The sequence below is a fragment of the Bartonella sp. CL162QHHD genome (assembly GCF_042195435.1).
GTDB lineage: Bacteria > Pseudomonadota > Alphaproteobacteria > Rhizobiales > Rhizobiaceae > Bartonella.
The window spans coordinates 30,540-48,929 of the sequence record NZ_JBHIOG010000088.1 but is presented as its reverse complement, the minus strand read 5'-3'; the positions used below and the strand labels follow the sequence as shown (position 1 = coordinate 48,929).

General features: G+C 36.8%; 14 protein-coding genes. 10 read left to right on the top strand and 4 right to left on the bottom strand.

From position 1 onward, the window contains the following. The first annotated feature begins 158 nt into the window (after positions 1-158). Both ileS and ACFILD_RS09050 read left to right on the top strand, forming a co-directional pair. Positions 159-3,074, top strand: a complete 2,916-nt coding sequence (ileS, locus tag ACFILD_RS09055; RefSeq protein ID WP_375665155.1) for an isoleucine--tRNA ligase — start codon at positions 159-161, stop codon at positions 3,072-3,074. 177 nt (positions 3,075-3,251) lie between these two features. Next, the gene (locus ACFILD_RS09050) at positions 3,252-3,743 is read left to right on the top strand and encodes a hypothetical protein (protein ID WP_375631029.1); all 492 of its coding nucleotides are present in this window, start codon (positions 3,252-3,254) and stop codon (positions 3,741-3,743) included. Positions 3,744-4,365: 622 nt separating this feature from the next. Here the strand turns inward: ACFILD_RS09050 and ACFILD_RS09045 are convergent. After that, the gene (locus ACFILD_RS09045) at positions 4,366-4,812 is read right to left on the bottom strand and encodes a nucleoside deaminase (protein WP_273790416.1); all 447 of its coding nucleotides are present in this window, start codon (positions 4,810-4,812) and stop codon (positions 4,366-4,368) included. A gap of 270 nt (positions 4,813-5,082) precedes the next feature. On the opposite strand from ACFILD_RS09045, the gene ACFILD_RS09040 reads away from it, so the two are divergent. From ACFILD_RS09040 to ACFILD_RS09030, 3 genes are all read left to right on the top strand, one after another. Continuing rightward, on the top strand, positions 5,083-6,477 hold the full coding sequence (locus ACFILD_RS09040; RefSeq protein ID WP_375665153.1) for a pseudouridine synthase: 1,395 nt from the start codon (positions 5,083-5,085) through the stop codon (positions 6,475-6,477). Beyond that, positions 6,458-7,024, top strand: coding sequence for a 16S rRNA (guanine(966)-N(2))-methyltransferase RsmD (rsmD, locus tag ACFILD_RS09035; RefSeq protein ID WP_375631031.1), 567 nt, complete (start codon positions 6,458-6,460; stop codon positions 7,022-7,024). Before ACFILD_RS09040 ends, rsmD begins: the two co-directional genes overlap by 20 nt. 543 nt (positions 7,025-7,567) lie before the next feature. After that, the gene (locus ACFILD_RS09030) at positions 7,568-8,017 is read left to right on the top strand and encodes a hypothetical protein (protein WP_375631032.1); all 450 of its coding nucleotides are present in this window, start codon (positions 7,568-7,570) and stop codon (positions 8,015-8,017) included. A 210-nt stretch (positions 8,018-8,227) separates the two neighbouring features. On the opposite strand, the gene ACFILD_RS09025 is transcribed toward ACFILD_RS09030, so the two are convergent. Beyond that, positions 8,228-8,374: a hypothetical protein gene (locus ACFILD_RS09025; protein WP_273790420.1), complete on the bottom strand. Its 147-nt coding sequence runs from the start codon at positions 8,372-8,374 to the stop codon at positions 8,228-8,230. A gap of 1,373 nt (positions 8,375-9,747) precedes the next feature. Here ACFILD_RS09025 and ACFILD_RS09020 point away from each other — a divergent pair. The 5 genes from ACFILD_RS09020 (at position 9,748) to lpxK (ending at position 15,923) form a co-directional block, all read left to right on the top strand. Next, positions 9,748-11,079 carry a TldD/PmbA family protein gene (locus tag ACFILD_RS09020; protein ID WP_273790421.1) on the top strand — a complete coding sequence of 444 codons (1,332 nt, stop codon included), beginning with the start codon at positions 9,748-9,750 and terminating at the stop codon, positions 11,077-11,079. After that, positions 11,066-11,872: a 3'(2'),5'-bisphosphate nucleotidase CysQ gene (locus tag ACFILD_RS09015; RefSeq protein ID WP_273790422.1), complete on the top strand. Its 807-nt coding sequence runs from the start codon at positions 11,066-11,068 to the stop codon at positions 11,870-11,872. Before ACFILD_RS09020 ends, ACFILD_RS09015 begins: the two co-directional genes overlap by 14 nt. 46 nt (positions 11,873-11,918) lie before the next feature. Further along, positions 11,919-12,164, top strand: a complete 246-nt coding sequence (locus tag ACFILD_RS09010; protein WP_273790423.1) for a DUF4170 domain-containing protein — start codon at positions 11,919-11,921, stop codon at positions 12,162-12,164. Positions 12,165-13,570: 1,406 nt separating this feature from the next. Continuing rightward, positions 13,571-14,893: a lipid IV(A) 3-deoxy-D-manno-octulosonic acid transferase gene (waaA, locus tag ACFILD_RS09005; RefSeq protein ID WP_375637504.1), complete on the top strand. Its 1,323-nt coding sequence runs from the start codon at positions 13,571-13,573 to the stop codon at positions 14,891-14,893. Then, positions 14,883-15,923: a tetraacyldisaccharide 4'-kinase gene (gene lpxK, locus ACFILD_RS09000; RefSeq protein ID WP_273790425.1), complete on the top strand. Its 1,041-nt coding sequence runs from the start codon at positions 14,883-14,885 to the stop codon at positions 15,921-15,923. The genes waaA and lpxK overlap by 11 nt, the downstream gene beginning before the upstream one ends. 19 nt (positions 15,924-15,942) lie before the next feature. Here the strand turns inward: lpxK and ACFILD_RS08995 are convergent, their stop codons facing one another. Then, the gene (locus ACFILD_RS08995) at positions 15,943-16,179 is read right to left on the bottom strand and encodes a DUF2093 domain-containing protein (protein WP_273787833.1); all 237 of its coding nucleotides are present in this window, start codon (positions 16,177-16,179) and stop codon (positions 15,943-15,945) included. Between the two features lie 109 nt (positions 16,180-16,288). Continuing rightward, entirely contained in the window at positions 16,289-18,157 is a 1,869-nt protein-coding gene (mutL, locus tag ACFILD_RS08990; RefSeq protein ID WP_375637503.1) for a DNA mismatch repair endonuclease MutL, read from the bottom strand. Positions 18,158-18,390: the final 233 nt, after the last annotated feature.

Below are 18,390 nucleotides of genomic sequence, written 5' to 3'. Positions count from 1 at the left end.
TTCATGATAAAGCCCATAGAGTGTGATGATATATTTTCCTGATCGCTGCTTAATACGAATGATAAGCTCGGCTTTCCCTATAGATAAAAACCAGAGTTGCAGGGTTCAGGGAAGTTATGCAAAAATGAAATCGTAAAAGTGGACAGGGATATTTCACAATGGCTGTGAAAAATGAAACAATAGATTATTCAAAAACTCTTTATCTCCCACAGACAAATTTTCCTATGCGTGCAGGGCTTCCGCAAAAAGAGCTTGAATTGATGGCGCGTTGGGAAGATATGGGGCTTTATGCGCAATTGCGCCAACAAGCAAAAGATCGTCCATTTTATATTCTTCATGATGGTCCACCTTATGCAAATGGTCATATTCATATCGGGCATGCTTTAAACAAAGTTCTAAAGGATGTGGTTGTCCGGTCATTCCAAATGCGCGGTTTTAATGCAAATTATGTACCTGGTTGGGATTGCCATGGGCTTCCAATTGAATGGAAAATTGAAGAAAAATATCGAGCACAAGGAAAAAATAAGGATGAGGTACCTCTTAACGAGTTTCGTCAAGAATGCCGTGAATTTGCACAGCATTGGGTAACCGTTCAAAGTGAAGAATTTAAACGCCTTGGTGTTGTGGGAGATTTTAACACGCCTTATACTACAATGGCTTTTCATGCAGAAGCGCGCATTGCCAGTGAATTGATAAAATTTGCTATGTCAGATCAGATTTATCGTGGTTCCAAGCCAGTGATGTGGTCTGTTGTGGAGCGTACGGCTTTGGCAGAGGCTGAGATTGAATATCATGATCATGAATCAGAGGTGCTTTGGGTTAAGTTTCCTGTTTTTGAAGCAAATTCTGATGATTTATATGGTGCTCATGTCGTCATTTGGACAACAACACCGTGGACAATTCCAAGCAATCGTGCAGTGAGTTATTCTTCGCAGATTTCTTATAGTATTTACGAAGTTGAAAGTGCTGAAAATGATTTTGGTCCTCAAGTGGGAGAAAAGCTTCTTTTTGCAGACGCTTTAGCGATGAGTTGTGGAGAAAAAGCCAAACTTGTTTTGAAGCGTTTGCGTGTTATTTCTTCTGAAGAGTTGAAAGCTCTTGTTCTTTCTCATCCACTCAAAGGTTTAGCTGGAGGGTATAATTATAAAATTCCATTGCTTGATGGTTCGCACGTAACAGAGAGTGCTGGTACAGGTTTTGTCCATACAGCACCAAGCCATGGGCGTGAGGACTTTGAAATTTGGAATGATTATAAGTCCTTACTGGAGCAAGCGGGGATTGATTCATCTATACCGTTTCCTGTTGATGATGCAGGGTTCTATACGAAAGATGTTCCAGGTTTAGGACCAGATCGTGAAGGAGGACCTGCACGTGTTATTGATGATAATGGAAAAATGGGTGACGCCAATAAAGAGGTCATTAACGCTTTAATTAAAGCAGATCGATTGTTTGCACGGGGGCGTTTAAAGCATTCCTATCCCCATAGTTGGCGTTCAAAAAAACCCGTTATTTTTCGCAATACACCACAATGGTTTATTTCAATGGATAAAGATTTTGGGGATGGTTCAACTTTACGTAGTCGGGCTTTGGAAGCTGTTTCAAAAACGCGTTTTGTGCCATCTTCTGGACAAAACCGCCTAGCTTCTATGATAGAGGATCGTCCTGATTGGGTTCTTTCTCGTCAGCGTTCTTGGGGGGTTCCTATTTGTATTTTTGCGAATGAGGATGGTGTTATTCTAAAAGATGAAGGTGTGAACGAGCGTATTTTACGGGCTTTTGAAGCAGAAGGGGCAGATGCATGGTTTGCTGAAGGAGCACGTGAACGTTTTTTAGGTGAGCGTGCACATGAGCCTTGGGTACAGGTTTATGATATTTTGGATGTTTGGTTTGATTCTGGAGCAAGCCATAGCTTTGTGTTAGAAGATCGGGCTGATTTGAAATGGCCTGCTGATGTTTATTTTGAAGGTTCAGATCAACATCGCGGATGGTTCCAATCTTCTCTTTTGGAAAGCTGTGGTACGCGTGCTTGTTCTCCCTATAAAGCCGTGATCACACACGGTTTTACTTTGGATGAGAATGGTAAGAAAATGTCTAAATCTTTAGGCAATACGGTTGTTCCGCAAGAGATCATTAAAACATCTGGAGCTGATATTTTTCGTCTCTGGGTTATGACAACCGATTATTGGGAAGATCAGCGTTTAGGCAAAAAAATTCTTCAAACAAATGTGGATTCATATCGTAAACTACGCAATGCAATTCGTTGGATGCTAGGAACTCTAGCACATGATGATGGGGAAGAAATATCTTATGGTGCACTGCCGGATCTTGAAAAATTTATATTGCATAGGCTTTTTGAACTTGATCAGTTGATTAATCGCGCTTACGATGAATTTGATTTTAAAAAGATTATGCGTGCATTATTGGATTTTTCAATCATTGAGTTATCGGCATTTTATTTTGATATCCGCAAGGATTCTCTTTATTGTGATGCGCCTTCATCAAAAAAACGCAAGGCCTCCTTGCAGGTTGTCCGTGAGATTTTTGAGCGTATGGTAACATGGCTTTCTCCAATGTTGCCTTTTACTATGGAGGAAGCTTGGTTAGAGCGTTATCCAGAAAGCCAATCGGTGCATTTGGAACAATTTCGCTCTGTACCAGAAGAATGGCAAAACCAATCTTTGGCTGAGCGTTGGAAAAAAATTCGGCAGGTCCGTAAAGTTGTGACAGGTGCTTTAGAGCTTGAACGTGCTAATAAGCGTATTGGATCCTCTTTGGAAGCTGCGCCTATTGTTTTTATTTCCAATCTGGTTTTACGAGAAGCATTAGAAAATGTGGATATGGCGGAGATCTGTATTACCAGTGCACTCACAATTAGGCAGGACACGATACCTTCCGATGCTTTTACTTTGAATGATGTTGAAGGTGTTGGTGTATATCCAGAGAAGGCATTAGGAAAAAAATGTGCTCGATCATGGCGTTATACACAAGATGTTGGGAGTGATCCAGCTTATCCGGATGTATCTGCTCGTGATGCAGCTGCTTTGCGGGAACTACAGATTCTTGGTAAGATTTAAAATTTTAAATCAAGGGAAAGGAGTACAAGTATATTTCTCATATTGATGAATATAGTTTTTTGTGGTACAAAGTAAATTCCGTTGTTTTTTCTGCAGGGGGGAAATTTGTGTATGGACCGTTCTCTCATAAATAACGGGAATATTAATCAGCCATATACTTAGGAAATGGAATAGGCAGTGAGAAAACGTGAAGTAAAAATATTTCCAATAGGAATTTTAGGGATGTGCTTTGTTCTAACGGGATGCAATTTATCCGCTCCTACCTATGGTACCAATAAACCGGTTTCGATACAGTTTTTTGAAGATGTTGCTAATATTACTTCATTAACACCAACAAATAATAGCAGCCAGATTGTTATGAAACCTCATCCAAAACTTGTAATACCAAGCCCTAGTTCACGCAGATTTTTGCCGGTACCACAACAAGATAGATCTGTCAATGAAATGGCAGCATCGAAGAAGAATCAAGGAAATACTCCTTTTCCTCATAAAGGATCGTCAGTTAATGGCGCTGGTTCAGAAAACCCTTCACAGTTGAATGCGAAGCAACGACAGGAATATTTACGTCGTCAGAGAGCACAAGTTGGAAGTTCAAAATACCGTCGCTATCTCACTGAACCACCTTTAAGTTATCGCCAACCGGCAAAAACCGCACCTATTGGTCGATAAGGGAAAGACAAAATATTTAAAGTAAAGTATTTTTCCAATTACTTATGATACTAAGCTCTCATTCACGCACAGTTATAATGCTGTTGGAGGAGGGATGTTATTCTCATGAAATAGCAATATGACAACAGCATCGAGAGAGTCCTTATGCATTTCCTAACAAGAAATATTTCTCAAGTTCATTTTGCAACATCGTTCATGTGGATAGTATAACGTAAAATCTATTGTGCTCCACTATCTTGATGCTTAGGAAGGAGAAAGCTGATACCATCATTTTATTTTCCAGACTCCAGTTGCGACAATTCTTGCATTTGAGGGCCTTCATAAGAGACATTTTTAGTCTTTTGTAAAACGTTCTTTATACAGACGATAATCTCGCTTATGATGTGCAAGAAAGTGATTTTTATTGCTTCAATGTAATTTGAAAGAGAGTATATCTACGATATGTTGGAATTTATATTTTATTATACAAAATAATGAATTATTCTTATGAATGAATGTATCATCTAATAGAAGCAATATGCATGATTAAAAGAGAGAAAAATGCTTCGAAATAGCTTTTACTACATATGTCAGAAGAATTAATAGTTTTTTAAGAGTGAAAGTTATGGAAGAAGAATTGTTTTTAGTATCGCTTTTGTACAAAAAAATCTTTAAGTAATTGAGCAGCTTCTTTTTCTTTAAAACCAGAATAAATCTCAGGTTTGTGATGACAGGTTGGTTGCTGATAAAAACGTGGACCATTTTCTATAGCACCCCCTTTGGGATCATTTGTTGCGTAATAGAGACGACGTATGCGTGCAAATGAAATGGCAGCAGCACACATAGCACAAGGCTCAAGTGTTACATAAAGATCGCAATCAGGAAGCCTTTCGTTTTGCAATGTTTCGCAAGCCATACGGATTGCGCGTATTTCTGCGTGTCCTGTAGGGTCATATGCAGATTTTATAAAGTTACCAGCGCGTGCAATGATAGCTTTTCCACGTGTAATGACAGCACCTACGGGAACTTCATCTTTTTTTGCAGCCTCTTGTGCTTCTAAAAGGGCTATTTCCATGGGCGTCAAAGTCATAATATTCTTTCTACTGAAGGTATAGAAAATCTAAAGGTTATCTCGATAAGGAATGCTATAGAATGAATAATTTATTACGCTTTTATAATGAAAAGAATACCTCTATTTTTTTTAAGAGTTTAAAACAAACTTGCAAGTCGGCAGATACATTATTGTCGTTAAAGGATAGAAAATGATAAATGATTATGCTACTTCATTTTTCAGGATAAGCGGTATGGTGCATGTGAATAATTTTCTGAACATACTTGCAAAGATTGGTTTGAAACGCAAATGAATGAAAATAATGAGAGTGAACGAATTGCTAAAAGGTTAGCGCGTGCTGGTATTGCTTCGCGTCGAGATGCAGAAATGATGATTGTTGCAGGTCGTATTTCTGTGAATGGTAAAGTCGTGACAACGCCTGCTTGTAATGTTAGCCGCTCTGATGTTATTAAAGTTGATGGCAAACCTTTACCTCCTATAGAACGAACGCGTTTATGGCTTTACCATAAGCCAGCAGGTCTTGTCACCACGAACCGTGATCCTGAAGGCAGACCTACAGTATTTAGTAACTTACCAAAAGGAATGCCGCGTGTTCTTTCTGTTGGAAGGCTTGACATTAACACGGAAGGTCTTTTGCTTTTAACCAATGATGGTGGCTTAGCGCGTGTATTAGAGCTTCCTGTAACAGGATGGGTCCGCAAATATCGCGTCCGTGCTCATGGAAGAGTAAAACAGAGTGCGCTGGATAACCTTAAAAATGGTATTGCGATTAATGGTATTTTTTATGGTTCGATTGAAGCATCAATTGAACGTGAACAAGGGTCGAATATATGGCTTTCTGTTGCGTTGCGTGAAGGAAAAAATCGTGAAATAAAGAATGTTTTAGGGGCATTGGGATTATCAGTTAATCGATTAATCCGTGTATCCTATGGTCCATTTCATCTCTCTGATTTAGAAGAAGGAGCCGTGCAAGAGTTAAAAGGGCGGATGTTACGAGATCAGTTGGGGGAGCGTTTGATTATGCAAGCCAATGCAGATTTTGATGCTCCTATTCTGAAACCCTTTTCAAATTCTGCAGTTGTTGCAGAAAAGCAAAGCCAGAAAGATCTTTCTGTTGCAAATGATGGTTGGGTTTTCTCAAGTGAAAGGGCGATACGACGCCGACCAAGAGATGGTTCTGTTGAACATAGTCGCGCGCAATTAAGTACAAAGTCTCATGAGAATGTAAAGAAGGAGAAAAGTGAAGAAGGAAAAGCAGAGCGTTTTTTACCGCGTTCTCGCCGTGCTAATGTTTGGATGGCTCCTGGTGCGCGTCCCCAGAGTGCACGTAGAAAGCCTTCCTATAGTGAGGAGAAATCGCATGATCATAAGAGCGATTTGGATGGTAAAAAATCCTTTCATCGAGGCAAGGAAAAACTAAAAGAAAGTCCGTCACACAAAGAGAAGAGGGGAAGTTTTGTTCAAAAACGTGGCAAAACATCTTATGATGAGACGCACCCCTTTGGTAAGAAAGATCGCTTTTTAAAGGATAAAGAGAACATGATAAAAGGTGGTCATGATGAACATTCTTTTGAGAGAAAGAAAAAATCGTTTGGTGGTGCTATGAAAAAATCTAAACCACATAGGGACGGTGCAAAAACTTCGAAGCGATTTGGAGGTCCACGTGCGGATCATAGGCGGTAAATTTGCTGGGCGTGTTTTGTTTTCGCCTGTTAATCAGTCGATTCGCCCAACGAGTGATCGTACACGTGAAAGCCTTTTTAATATTCTTTCTAGCCGTGAAGAAGAATTTTGGATCAATAAACGCATTCTTGATCTTTTTGCTGGTACTGGTGCTTTAGGCATCGAAGCACTTTCGCGTGGAGCAAAGGCGGCTGTTTTTGTTGAAAACTCGGTTGAGGGGCGTGGGTTGCTTCAAAAAAATATAGAAGCCTTTGAATTACAGTCGATAGGACGGATTTTGCGTCGTGATGCGACCAAACTTGGCAATATTGGCACAATGCTTCCATTTGATGTTATCTGCGCTGATCCTCCCTATAGCCGTTGTTTAGGTGAACGTGCTTTCGTAGAAGCTTTGCGAGGGGGGTGGGCAAAAGCTGATACACTCTTCATACTTGAAGAAAAGAAAGATACAATGATTCATTTACCTGATGTCTTTTATTTAGATGATGAGCGGTTTTATGGTGAGACAGCAATACGTCTCTATAAATTACGATCGCTTACATCTTGAGAAAGTTCTTGTTTTTATCCGATAGGATGAAAAAATGCTTCTTCACAGTTTTCTTCATTTTATATGGTTTTTAAAAGGTTAAGCAGAAAATCAATAAAAGATTCTAATGTTAAAGGAATTGATGAATTTTTATTAGCTTTAATACAGAAGGATGTTTTTTCTCCAATAGGATATATATTCCTCGATAATAGTTATGATCTTTTTTATCTAATTTCTTTCTGCCATACCTTAATCATCACATTTCATCAGCAGTTGAAAGCTTTAAGCTATGCAGTCTGCATTGATATCTTATATGATGCGTAACTTCTATTTTTGCTATTGTCTAAACTTAAAAAAGATATTTTGTTTAGTATTGAAAATATTGTTCATTTATCCTGAATATTTGTGTGTTTAGTTTAGTAATATCGCTTGTTGAGTTAATCATTACATATTAAGTAAATCTGAGAGTATTAAGTATCTTATCGTTGTGCAGCTTTAAGGATACTTTTTTATATTATTCTTTATCACTAAAGATAAGTAATTTGTAAAAAAGGGGAGATTATCGTGTTTAATTGGATATATAGTGAAGAGATTAATACAGAAGCAAGTGCTGAGCAAATTTGGGCTATATGGGAAGATGTGGCATCATGGCCTTGCTGGGATAGTGAACTTGAGTGGGTAGAACTTTCTGGTCCTTTCAAAGAAGGCGCTATAGGACGCATGAAACCTAAAAAGGGACCTACAGTAACTTTTACACTTGATAAAGTTATAAAAAATGTTTGTTTTTCTGATTATGCTAAACTTCCTTTTACACGTATGAGTTTTAATCATGAATATATTTGTTCAACAAAATCGGGTTCTTCAAATAACAAAATTCGTCATACTGTAACCATGTCTGGTTTATTTTCTCCTTTCTTTGGAATGATTATTGGGTCAAAAATTAAGTTACATCTTCGCGATGCAATGATTGAAATGAGCAGACGTGCTCTTACTGAAAACAAAAGCATCTCGTAAGGGGGGCATTTATAAAGAAGTTAATACCTTAAAAAAGGTGCAGAAATCTTAGCCTTGTTAGAATGAAATCAGTTATGAGTATATAGCAAATCGATGAGCTATGATCTGTTTTTTAGTTAGTCGTTGAAATCGTGTCAAATCATCTGAGAAAATTAATTTTGCACCAAAGATCTTATAAAAGCCATTGAATTTTATTCAATATATAAAAGCTTATAAGGCGCGCATTTTTACTGAAAATAAAGAAAGTTGTAGAAGCTTATTTCTGCTCTTGTGAATCTGTAGGTTGATATTGTCATGATATTTGCCAGTTTCTAATGTTGCGATAGTTTTTGATTTGAGAGCATTCATAAAAGACATTTTGACTCCTTCTTAAATAGTTTTTATTCATACGCCCCTTACTGATGATATGCTCGCAAATAGTTGTGATTGATTCAACATGAATAGGTTCGAAACGGAGAAAATTTAATGATATTTGATTCTTTTATGCAAATTACAAAATGATCAATTATGATTATAAATCAAAGTGTTTTTTTGATTAAAAGATTATAAGAACAGATAATTTCTTTGATTACTTTTCTAGAGAGTGCAGTTCTAAAAGGCTCTAGATGATAAAATAAAACCTCCCTTAATTTTCGTAAAAATTAATCTCGTATCGTTGTATGTATTTGGTTTAAATGTTTAAAAAGCGATTTTTTAAAATGCGCACAGATATCCCAGTTTCTGCAAATATTTTTGTATCTATTAAAACAATTATGAGCGATAAACTTGCCCAAATTAATTGGAAGAATATGCTTATTGTAGATTGAATTGAACAATAGATACAACATTGAGTTTTATATAAAAGTTTTATTGATTATCGTTTTATAACAATATTACGCTTCTTTATTTTTTAATGAAAGGAAAAGAGGAAGGAGTGTAGTTCTTAAATCAAAATCTATCCAGTATTTTGGGATTTTTGTTTCAGGAAAAAGAGTCTATTAAGTTATATCTGTTTAGTAACAAAATAACCAGTTAAGGATGAGGCATGAAAAATGAGATGCTCTTGATTAGACGCATTAGAAACGAGAGAGAATGTTATGATTATAACTTATTTCTGATAAATATAAAAAATGAGTTCTTTGTGATATCACGCTTATGAGAATAAAGAAGCTAATGACTGCTCATTTTGTTGAAGCAATAACGCAAGAAAAATTTTTTTATTCCGTTTATATTTTTTTGTTTACAAGATTGCCATCTTATTATGAGAGAGTTTATAGAAGCAAAGAAGTATACACAAATATAAGGCATTTTCTTGATTCTTGCTTGGAAATTAAAGAATGCTATAGGAATGAAGGAAGTTATTTGACTATCCAGAGGACATAAGGCTTGTGACTTAAGTCATTTTATACTTTTCGAATTTTTGAGGATTTTGGCTTAAATTCAAATGTTATTGTTAGGCCTTTTGTTAATTGCCAAATTTTCGGTTGATTTGATTGTCAGTACAGATTGGATTATCTAAAATGATAAGGGCCCATGAGAAATCTTGAAACTAAAGAGATTTTACGGCATATACAGCATATTACGTCTTTTCATAAAGAAGCTAAAAGGGAAATGATTTAATGCATTAAAAAAAAGAATGCATGAAATATGCATAATCTTATGAATAAACACACAAGAGTTATATTCTGATTTGTATAAATTTGTCAGAATGCTTATCAATGTAAATAATAAAATATTTTAGGGAGTCTATGATGACTGACAAAAACCAGATTGAGAAAGCAGTTTCGCTGGTTGAAGCAGCAAGGCGTTCTGGGGCAGATGCTGCTGATGCTGTTATTGTTCATGCTCATTCTACCAGTGTATCAGTTCGTTTTGGGAAAGTTGAATCGACAGAAGCAGCAGAGAGCAATGATTTTACTCTAAGGGTTTTTGTTGGAAAAAAAGTAGCAAGTGTTTCTGCTAATTTAGGATCTTATCCGCAAGAACTTGCGGAACGTGCTGTTGCGATGGCTAAAGCTTCTCCCGATAGTTTATTTGAAGGTTTGGCAGATAAAGAGTGTTTGGTTAAGCATCCTAAAGATCTTGATCTTTTTGATGATTTTGTACCTAGCAGTCATTTTTTAACAGAAGATGCTTTAAAAACGGAGGCAGCAGCTCTTGATATTAAAGGTGTAAGCAATTCTGGTGGCGCTGCAACAGCTTATGGCCGTAGTGGGTTTATTCTTGTGACCAGCGATGGTTTTTGTGGAGCCTATCGCTCAAGTTGTTTTTCACGTTCTTGTAGTGCTCTTGCAGGTGAAGGAACACAGATGGAGCGGGATTATGATTATACAACAGCCTTACATTTTTCTGATTTAGAGGCAGCAGAAACTGTGGGAAAGAATGCAGGGCTTGGTGCAGTTCGACGTTTGGGTGCAGTTCGTGCGGCAACTGGGGGCGTTGATGTTATTTTTAATCCGCGTACGGCTCGTGGAATTGCAGGGCATATCGCATCTATGGTCAATGGAGCCTCTGTGGCTCGAAAAACGAGTCTTTTACAGAATTTCCTAGGTAAGGAAGTGATGAAGCCTAATGTTAATGTAACCGATCAACCTTTGCGATTACGTGGAAATGCTTCTCATCCTTTTGATGGAGAAGGGGTAGAGGGACAAACACTCAATATTATTGAAAATGGTATTTTAAAAAATTGGCTTCTTTCATCATCTACAGCACGTGAACTGGGACTTAAAACAAATGGACATGGTGTGCGTTCAGCATCATTAGTGCAGCCGACCAGTACAAATTTTGCTATTGAACCGGGTTTAGTATCGCCTTGCGATATGATAAAAGATTTGCGAAATGGATTTTATGTGACCGAATTATTCGGTCATGGCATTGATTTTATTACTGGTCAGTATAGTCGTGGGGCTTCCGGTTTTTGGATTGAAAATGGTGAAATTGCTTATCCGGTGAGTGAAGTAACGCTAGGCTCTGATTTGCTTCATATGTTAGCACATTTAACACCTGCCAATGATATTGATCGGCGTTATGGTACAGCAGCTCCAACATTATTAATTGAAGGGATGACACTTGCAGGAAAATAATACGCATCATTCTTCTGATTTAAATCTTTTGCGTGACGTTTGTCGAGAGGCAGGAGATTTAGCAATGCGGTATTTTGGATGCACGTTGGATGTCTGGATTAAAGAAGGTAATTCCCCGGTCAGTGAAGCAGATTTTGCTGTTGATCATTTCTTGAAAGAGAAGCTTCTTGGAGCTCGTCCAAATTATGGATGGATTTCAGAAGAAACAAAAGATAATCGAGAAAAACAAGATTATTATGAGCGCTCTTTTGTTGTTGATCCTATTGATGGAACGCGTGGTTTTCTTTCTGGCAGTCCTTATTGGTGTATTTCGGTTGCCATTATTGAGAATGGGCGTCCTATTGTGGGCGTACTACAATGTCCGGCTCAAGGAGATGTTTATACAGCTGTAACGGGTGGAGGGGCAACATTAAATGGGATAAAACTTCCTCGTTTAGCCTTTCAGGTTCATCGAAAATATAAAATTTCACTTGATAAATCGCTCGCACAAAAATTACCAGATGATTTCCTCAATCAAGTTAGTCTTTACCATTATCTTCCTTCTCTTGCTTATCGTATTGTTCTTGTTGCTCAAGATGAAATTGATATCGTATTAGTTCGTCCAAATTGTCATGAATGGGATATTGCCGCTGCTGATCTTATTTTGCAGGAGTGTGGAGGGTGTTTTTTATCGCTTGATGCCTCTTTACTATCTTATGGAATTGAACCTTACCAATATGGACTTTTAATTGCTGGTAAAAATAATTGCTGTCAAGATATGATAGATGTTGTTCGTCAAACAAAGTTAGTTTAATCACGTAAAAGCATGCTAAAATAATCTAAATAATATAGAGGCACATATGACTGAAACCAACGAAAAAAAACAATATTTACATCTTGTATTTGGTGGGGAATTAAAAAATCTTAACAGTAATCAATTCAAGAATCCCGATGATTTAGATGTGGTTGGTATTTTCTCAGATTATAAATCCGCTCAAGAAGCATGGCAGGCAAAAGCGCAAAGCAGTGTAGATAATGCATTACAACGTTATTACATTGTAGATTTGCATCAGTTTCTTGATGCTGAGTTAGGCGATGCAGAATAAAGCTTGAATATTTGGTTATTATAGCCTGTAGATTGCTGCACGCTTTTGTTTAGTCGTCCTTTTCATAGGTACTTTCTTCGAGTAAAATAGAACGTCGTAAAAAAGAATATGCTTGTTGTTTAAAATTCATATGTTTTCTTAAAAAAACATCTCTCAAGGCACCCAAACCCATTTCATAATAGTGTTCGTGCAAGGTATAAAATCCATTGTTGCACCACCATCTTTGCGCTTAATAAAAATGCAAGACAGTTCTATCAACCTATTTGCAACAGCAATATTATCATGACAGCGATCACTCGAAGTTTATGATTATATTGTGAATAGTTGCTCTGCTCTTGAATGGGTATGAGACATTAATGCGTTAAGATTAATACAAAGAGTAGCATTATTAATGATACGAATTACTACTCTATTGAGATTATTAGCACTCCCTACTTATCCATTGGAATTTTTTCAACGAGTTATTACTATAAGCTTAGAAACCATGAAAGTTGTTAGAAACTTACCAAAATTAGAAACTTAGAGAAACTGAATAGATTTATAAAGTTAACTTACCTCATAAGGGCTTCTTGAGTACTCGTTTAAAACTACAATCTATAAGTTAGTCATTTTGTGTTGATTATATACAATCTTAAAAGGAATAAGATATCATGCAACCTCCTGAAAAGAGAGGATTTAAAATTTTGAAAACTCTTATTTAAATTGCTGTAAGACTTTTAAGAAATTCTCTATTAAACAAGATTAGATTTTTCTGGATTACCTTTAAGAGATGATATCACGATTTAAAATGAGAACTCTATACCATTCAAAAGTTTTTTTAAAAGATTTGTTTGACATATTCATTTTATTGAAATGAAATAATAGAGATTGAGCTTCCTTTTAAACATATTTTATTTATATTAGGTTGTAATGTCTATATGGATTATTTTTTGAAAAACTGACAATACCTAACATATGTAAAAATAAGTTTTTTCTCTAAAATACCAACGTGTACAATTCAAAGCCTCACTAAAATTATAAGAAGTATTTATTCAGTGAGCTGAAAAAATATGTCATAGGTTGTATGGTATTTATCATTTATATTTTCAAAATTATAATTGATTGAAAAATAGTTTTGTTATTTTTGAGTAAGATTTTTATAGGGGGCAGAATGAAGTGATAAAATTTCATTAAAAGAGATTTAAATAATGTGTATATGTTATTTTTATCGGAAAGTTTTAAAAAAAATATGGTGATAAAATTGCATTTTTTGTCCTTTATGTATTGAATTTTCTCATGGATTAAGCGTTTTTTATTTAAGATATGGATGATATTAAAAAAATACGGAAGCAACCACTAGTGTTGATGAATTTTTTAACAAAATAAGCATATAGATATCTTAAAATAGCTGGATGAGGTGATTTTAAATGGTAGAATTAAAGGCACATACGGCTCTTTTAAGCTATCGGATAATTGGTTTTTGCTTATGTCCTGTTATTCCTTTTTATTTGTTCTTTCGTGCTATTCGTGGAAAAGAAGAGTGGTGTCGCAAAAAAGAGCGTTTAGGTAAAAGTTCTCATGTACGCCCCCAAGGTTCATTAGTTTGGTTGCATGCAGCAAGTGTTGGAGAAACACTTGCACTTTTTCCACTTGTAAATTATATTTTATCATTGAAAATCAATGTATTAATGACAACAGGGACTGTGACCTCTTCTACTCTTGTGAAAAAACATTTTGGTAATAGGTTGATTCATCAATATGCTCCTTTGGATTTAGATTTTGCAGTGCGCCGTTTTATTAGTCATTGGAAGCCTGATCTCGTCTTGATTTGTGAATCAGAAATTTGGCCCCTTCGTATTAAAGAACTTGCAAAAATGCGTATTCCGCAGATTTTGGTTAATGCCCATATGTCTGAACGTTCTTTTAAAGCTTGGCAAAAACGACGCGTTCTTGCCAAACATATTTTTAAGGATATTGATTTGGCGATTGGTCAAAACGAAAGAGATGTAGCTTATTACCATAAACTTGGCGTAAAATCTGTTACGTTTTCTGGTAATCTCAAGGCTGATGTTTTTCTGGTTGAAAATCAAGCATTGCTTGCACGTTATCGTAATGCTATCGGCAATCGCCCAGTTTGGGCAGCTGTTTCAACGCATGAAGGGGAAGAGGAGATTGCTTTTGAGGTCCATAAGATTGTTAAAAATTATTTGCCAGATTTATTGACAATTATTGTGCCTCGTCATCCTGAACGTTCAGAAGATCTTATCAGAAAATGCGATAATAAGGGGTTAAGTTTTATTCGTAGGAGTAGAGATGCTGTTCCAAACATGAATACCGATATTTTATGGGGAGATACCATTGGAGAAATGGGGCTTTTTCTTCGCTTATCGAAAGTTTCTTTCGTTGGTAAATCGTTATGTGGAAATGGTGGACACAATCCATTGGAATTGGCTTTACTTGGTTCCGCTATTTTGACAGGGCCCCATGTTTCAAATTTTCAAGAGATGTTCAAACAATTTCTAACGCATGATGCAGCATATATGGTTCAAGATACAAAGCAGCTTGCTATTCAGGTGTATAAGCTTTTAACAAATGAAACATTGCGACAAGAAATGGTTGATAAGGCTCATGAAGTGGCGACAGGTATGGCAGGTGCACTTGAGCGCACATTAAAGATTTTAGATCCATTTTTACAACCCCTTGTAATACAAACAGGTTTACGTCAGCGTCAGGGTAGATATGCATATTAGCGCCCCCCATTTTTGGTGGAAAAATAAAAGCTTTTTGCGTTTTGTATTAGCCCCAGTTTCATGGGGGTATGGTTATTTTTCAAGTCGTTTTATGGCAAGACAGCCTCCCGTGATTAATCTGCCTGTTTTGTGTATTGGAAATTTTACATGTGGTGGTGCGGGTAAAACGCCGGTTGTTATTGCTTTTACCAAGGTGGCTAAAGAACTTGGTTTTGTACCTGGTATTGTATCTCGTGGTTATGGTGGATCAGTTAAAGGGGTACATCTTGTAAATGAGAAATATGATACTCCACACAATGTTGGAGATGAGGCACTTTTACTTGCACGGCATGCTTTTGTAGCTGTATCACCTAATCGTTATGCAGCGGCGCAACGGCTTAAGCAAGAGGGATGTAATCTTATTTTAATGGATGATGGATTTCAAAGTCGCCGTCTTTATATGGATTATGCGTTACTCGTTGTTGATGCGATGCGCGGTTTTGGTAATGGAGCTGTCTTTCCAGCAGGACCTTTGCGCGTACCATTAAAAACGCAGTTTTCTTTTATGGATAGTGTTTTATTGATTGGTCACTCCGATGTGCCTGATAATGTTGCTTTTCTTGTTTCGCGTACTGGAAAGCCTTTATATCGTGCTCATCTTAAAGCCAGTGCTTCTGATGAGGTTTCAGGAAAATCATTTTTGGCATTTGCCGGTATTGGCAATCCAGATAAATTTTTTAAATCTATTAAAGAATTGTCTGGTCATGTGGTGCAAACTTACATATATCCAGACCACTATTTTTTCACAGATGAAAATTTAAAAAGCCTTATACAAAAGGCTAAAATGCACAATTTATGGCTCGCAACAACAGCTAAAGATTATACCCGTATACAGACAATTCACACGCAAAAAGATTTGAAAAATCTTATTGTCTTTGATGTGAATGTCGATTTTGTTCAAAAAGACTTCTGTCGCATGGTTCTTGAGGAGGTCATGACCCGCTTTAGAAAACGTTCCCTTGAGTTTTCTTGTCTAAAAGGCAAAGGCTAAATTTATAGCTTTCAAAGGGTTATTTTTCTTTTGTTTTTAACAATTGCTTGAGATATGGGTTGCACTCAAGTTCACGTTGATAGGAGATTTCACAACTAGCATATGCTTCTTGGCGGTGATGATTCCAATATTTTAAATCATCTATAGGGATTTTTTGCCCGCTAACAGCACAAATAGTATAGGTACCATATTCTATAATGTCATATCCGTTATTAGAATAATGAATTTTTGCTTCGCGTTCACTATCGGAAAACATTATAACTCCTTTTTGCTTGATACAAGAGATTCAAGAAAAGTGCCATAAAATATATTATAAAGTCGAGAGTTAATTTAAAAATATTTTTCTTGTCAAAATGATGAAGAGTTTATTTTCTGCCAAAAAGCCGTTCTATATCTGCCAATTTGAGTTCAATATAAGTAGGGCGTCCATGATTACATGTACTTGTATTAGGTATTGCCTCCATTTGCCGTAATAGTGTGTTCATTTCTTCGGGGCGTAAAAGGCGCCCTGACCGTATTGAGCCGTGACAGGCCATCGTTGCTGCAACATAATCAAGCATTTCTTTTAAATTATTTGTTGTATCATACTCAGCGGCCTCATCTGCGAGATCTTTAATAAGGGCTTGGACGTTGATCTCTCCTAACATGGAAGGTGTTTCACGCACAACAATTGCTCCTGGTCCAAATGATTCTATTCCTAATCCAAATTTTTGCAAAGCATCTTTATGCGTTAAAAGACATGTTGCATCCTCTTCAGAGAGTTCTACAATTTCAGGAATAAGTAATAACTGTGAAGGAAGTGGTTTGGAATAAAGTGCATTTTTGAGTGCTTCATAAACCAATCGTTCGTGAGCTGCATGCTGATCGACAATGATCAAACTATCTTGTGTTTGGGCGATAATATAGTTTTTATGGATTTGTGCTCTGGCCGCTCCTAATGGATAAGATAACTCTTCTGATGAAGATGTAGTGCTTGGAATGTATGCATCCCCACTTGGTATATTTAAGCCCTCCATAATAGGAGCGGCATCTTCTTTTAAATCAAAAGAGCTAGTACTATCCAATGGTTTTTGGACCATTGAAGCGCTGGTAAAATGATGAGGCTGTGAACTGTAAGAAGAGGACAGGTGCGTGTTCTTAAAATTGCCTAATGGTTGTTGTGCCAATGATTGTTGTGCCAATGATTGTTGTGTTTGAAATGCAGCAAGCATTGCTTCAGAACGGGTTGAGGTAGGACGAATACCAGATTGCTGCAATGCTTCACGAATAGCTCCAACAATCAAACCACGAATTAATCCCGGATCACGGAATCGTACATCAGCTTTGGCTGGGTGAACATTAACATCTACCTCAGCAGGTGGGAGATCAATAAAAAGAATAGCGACAGGATAACGATCTCGTGTCATGACATCAGCATAAGCACCTCGGATAGCGCCCCATAGAAACTTGTCACGCACGGGACGCCCATTAACATAAGCAAATTGATGAAGGCTGTTATTTCGGTTGAAAGATGGTAAACAGGCAAAACCTGTTAAGCGCACCCCTTCGCGTTCAGCATTCAGCGCAATGCTATTAGGGGCAAATTCTTTTCCCATAATTTGCGTAATACGTTGTAATTGTCCTTGAATATTATTTTCTGTAGCAGACAGTTCCATAGATGTTCTGTCTAATCCTGAAAGAGAAAAGCGGATATGTGGAAATGCAATAGCAATTCGCTTAATCATATCGCTAATAGCATTTGTTTCAGCCCGATCAGTTTTCATAAATTTTAATCGTGCCGGCGTGACAAAGAAAAGATCACGAACTTCAACAATTGTTCCAAGATTTGCAGCAGCTGGTTTGGGTCCTACAATTTTTCCTGCAGTAACGGAAATTTCAGCAGCGCTCTCAGCATCTTTTGTTCGTGAAATGAGTTTAAGTTTAGCAACAGAACCAATAGAAGGGAGGGCTTCTCCTCTAAATCCAAGGAAGCAGATATTGTGTACGTCATCGGTAATCTTTGAGGTACAATGGCGAGAAACTGCTAAAGTTAACTGATCTGCAGGAATTCCATAACCATTATCACTCACCTTTATAAAATTTTTTCCACCATTTGCTGTAATAATTTCAATGCGTGTTGCACCAGCATCAATAGCGTTTTCAACAAGTTCTTTGACAACATTTGCTGGTCGTTCAATAACTTCACCGGCGGCGATTTGATTAATAATATTTTCGCTAAGATGGCGTATAATCATAATAAATTCTAACAGGAATCTTAAGGGTTCTATAGAAAATTATGATAACATCATTTGCGCGACATTCAAGAACAAGAGAGCTGAGAGGTATTATTTTTACAATACCTCCTATTTTATTTTATGTTAACAAATCAGTTGGAAAAAACATAGAAATAGTTTTTATCACTTTAAAATAGCTTGCACCGATTTATCATCTAGGTCAAAAAAGAAACAATGTAAAAAGGGAAGGCAAT

Excerpts from the sequence above, each read along its gene's own strand:
- lpxK (WP_273790425.1), top strand. The coding sequence starts at position 14,883 with ATGCATATTAGCGCCCCCCATTTTTGGTGGAAAAATAAAAGCTTTTTG.
- ACFILD_RS08995 (WP_273787833.1), bottom strand. The coding sequence starts at position 16,179 with ATGTTTTCCGATAGTGAACGCGAAGCAAAAATTCATTATTCTAATAAC.
- ACFILD_RS09040 (WP_375665153.1), top strand. The coding sequence starts at position 5,083 with ATGAATGAAAATAATGAGAGTGAACGAATTGCTAAAAGGTTAGCGCGT.
- ACFILD_RS09045 (WP_273790416.1), bottom strand. The coding sequence starts at position 4,812 with ATGACTTTGACGCCCATGGAAATAGCCCTTTTAGAAGCACAAGAGGCT.
- waaA (WP_375637504.1), top strand. The coding sequence starts at position 13,571 with ATGGTAGAATTAAAGGCACATACGGCTCTTTTAAGCTATCGGATAATT.
- mutL (WP_375637503.1), bottom strand. The coding sequence starts at position 18,157 with ATGATTATACGCCATCTTAGCGAAAATATTATTAATCAAATCGCCGCC.
- ACFILD_RS09020 (WP_273790421.1), top strand. The coding sequence starts at position 9,748 with ATGACTGACAAAAACCAGATTGAGAAAGCAGTTTCGCTGGTTGAAGCA.
- ACFILD_RS09010 (WP_273790423.1), top strand. The coding sequence starts at position 11,919 with ATGACTGAAACCAACGAAAAAAAACAATATTTACATCTTGTATTTGGT.
- ileS (WP_375665155.1), top strand. The coding sequence starts at position 159 with ATGGCTGTGAAAAATGAAACAATAGATTATTCAAAAACTCTTTATCTC.
- ACFILD_RS09025 (WP_273790420.1), bottom strand. The coding sequence starts at position 8,374 with ATGTCTTTTATGAATGCTCTCAAATCAAAAACTATCGCAACATTAGAA.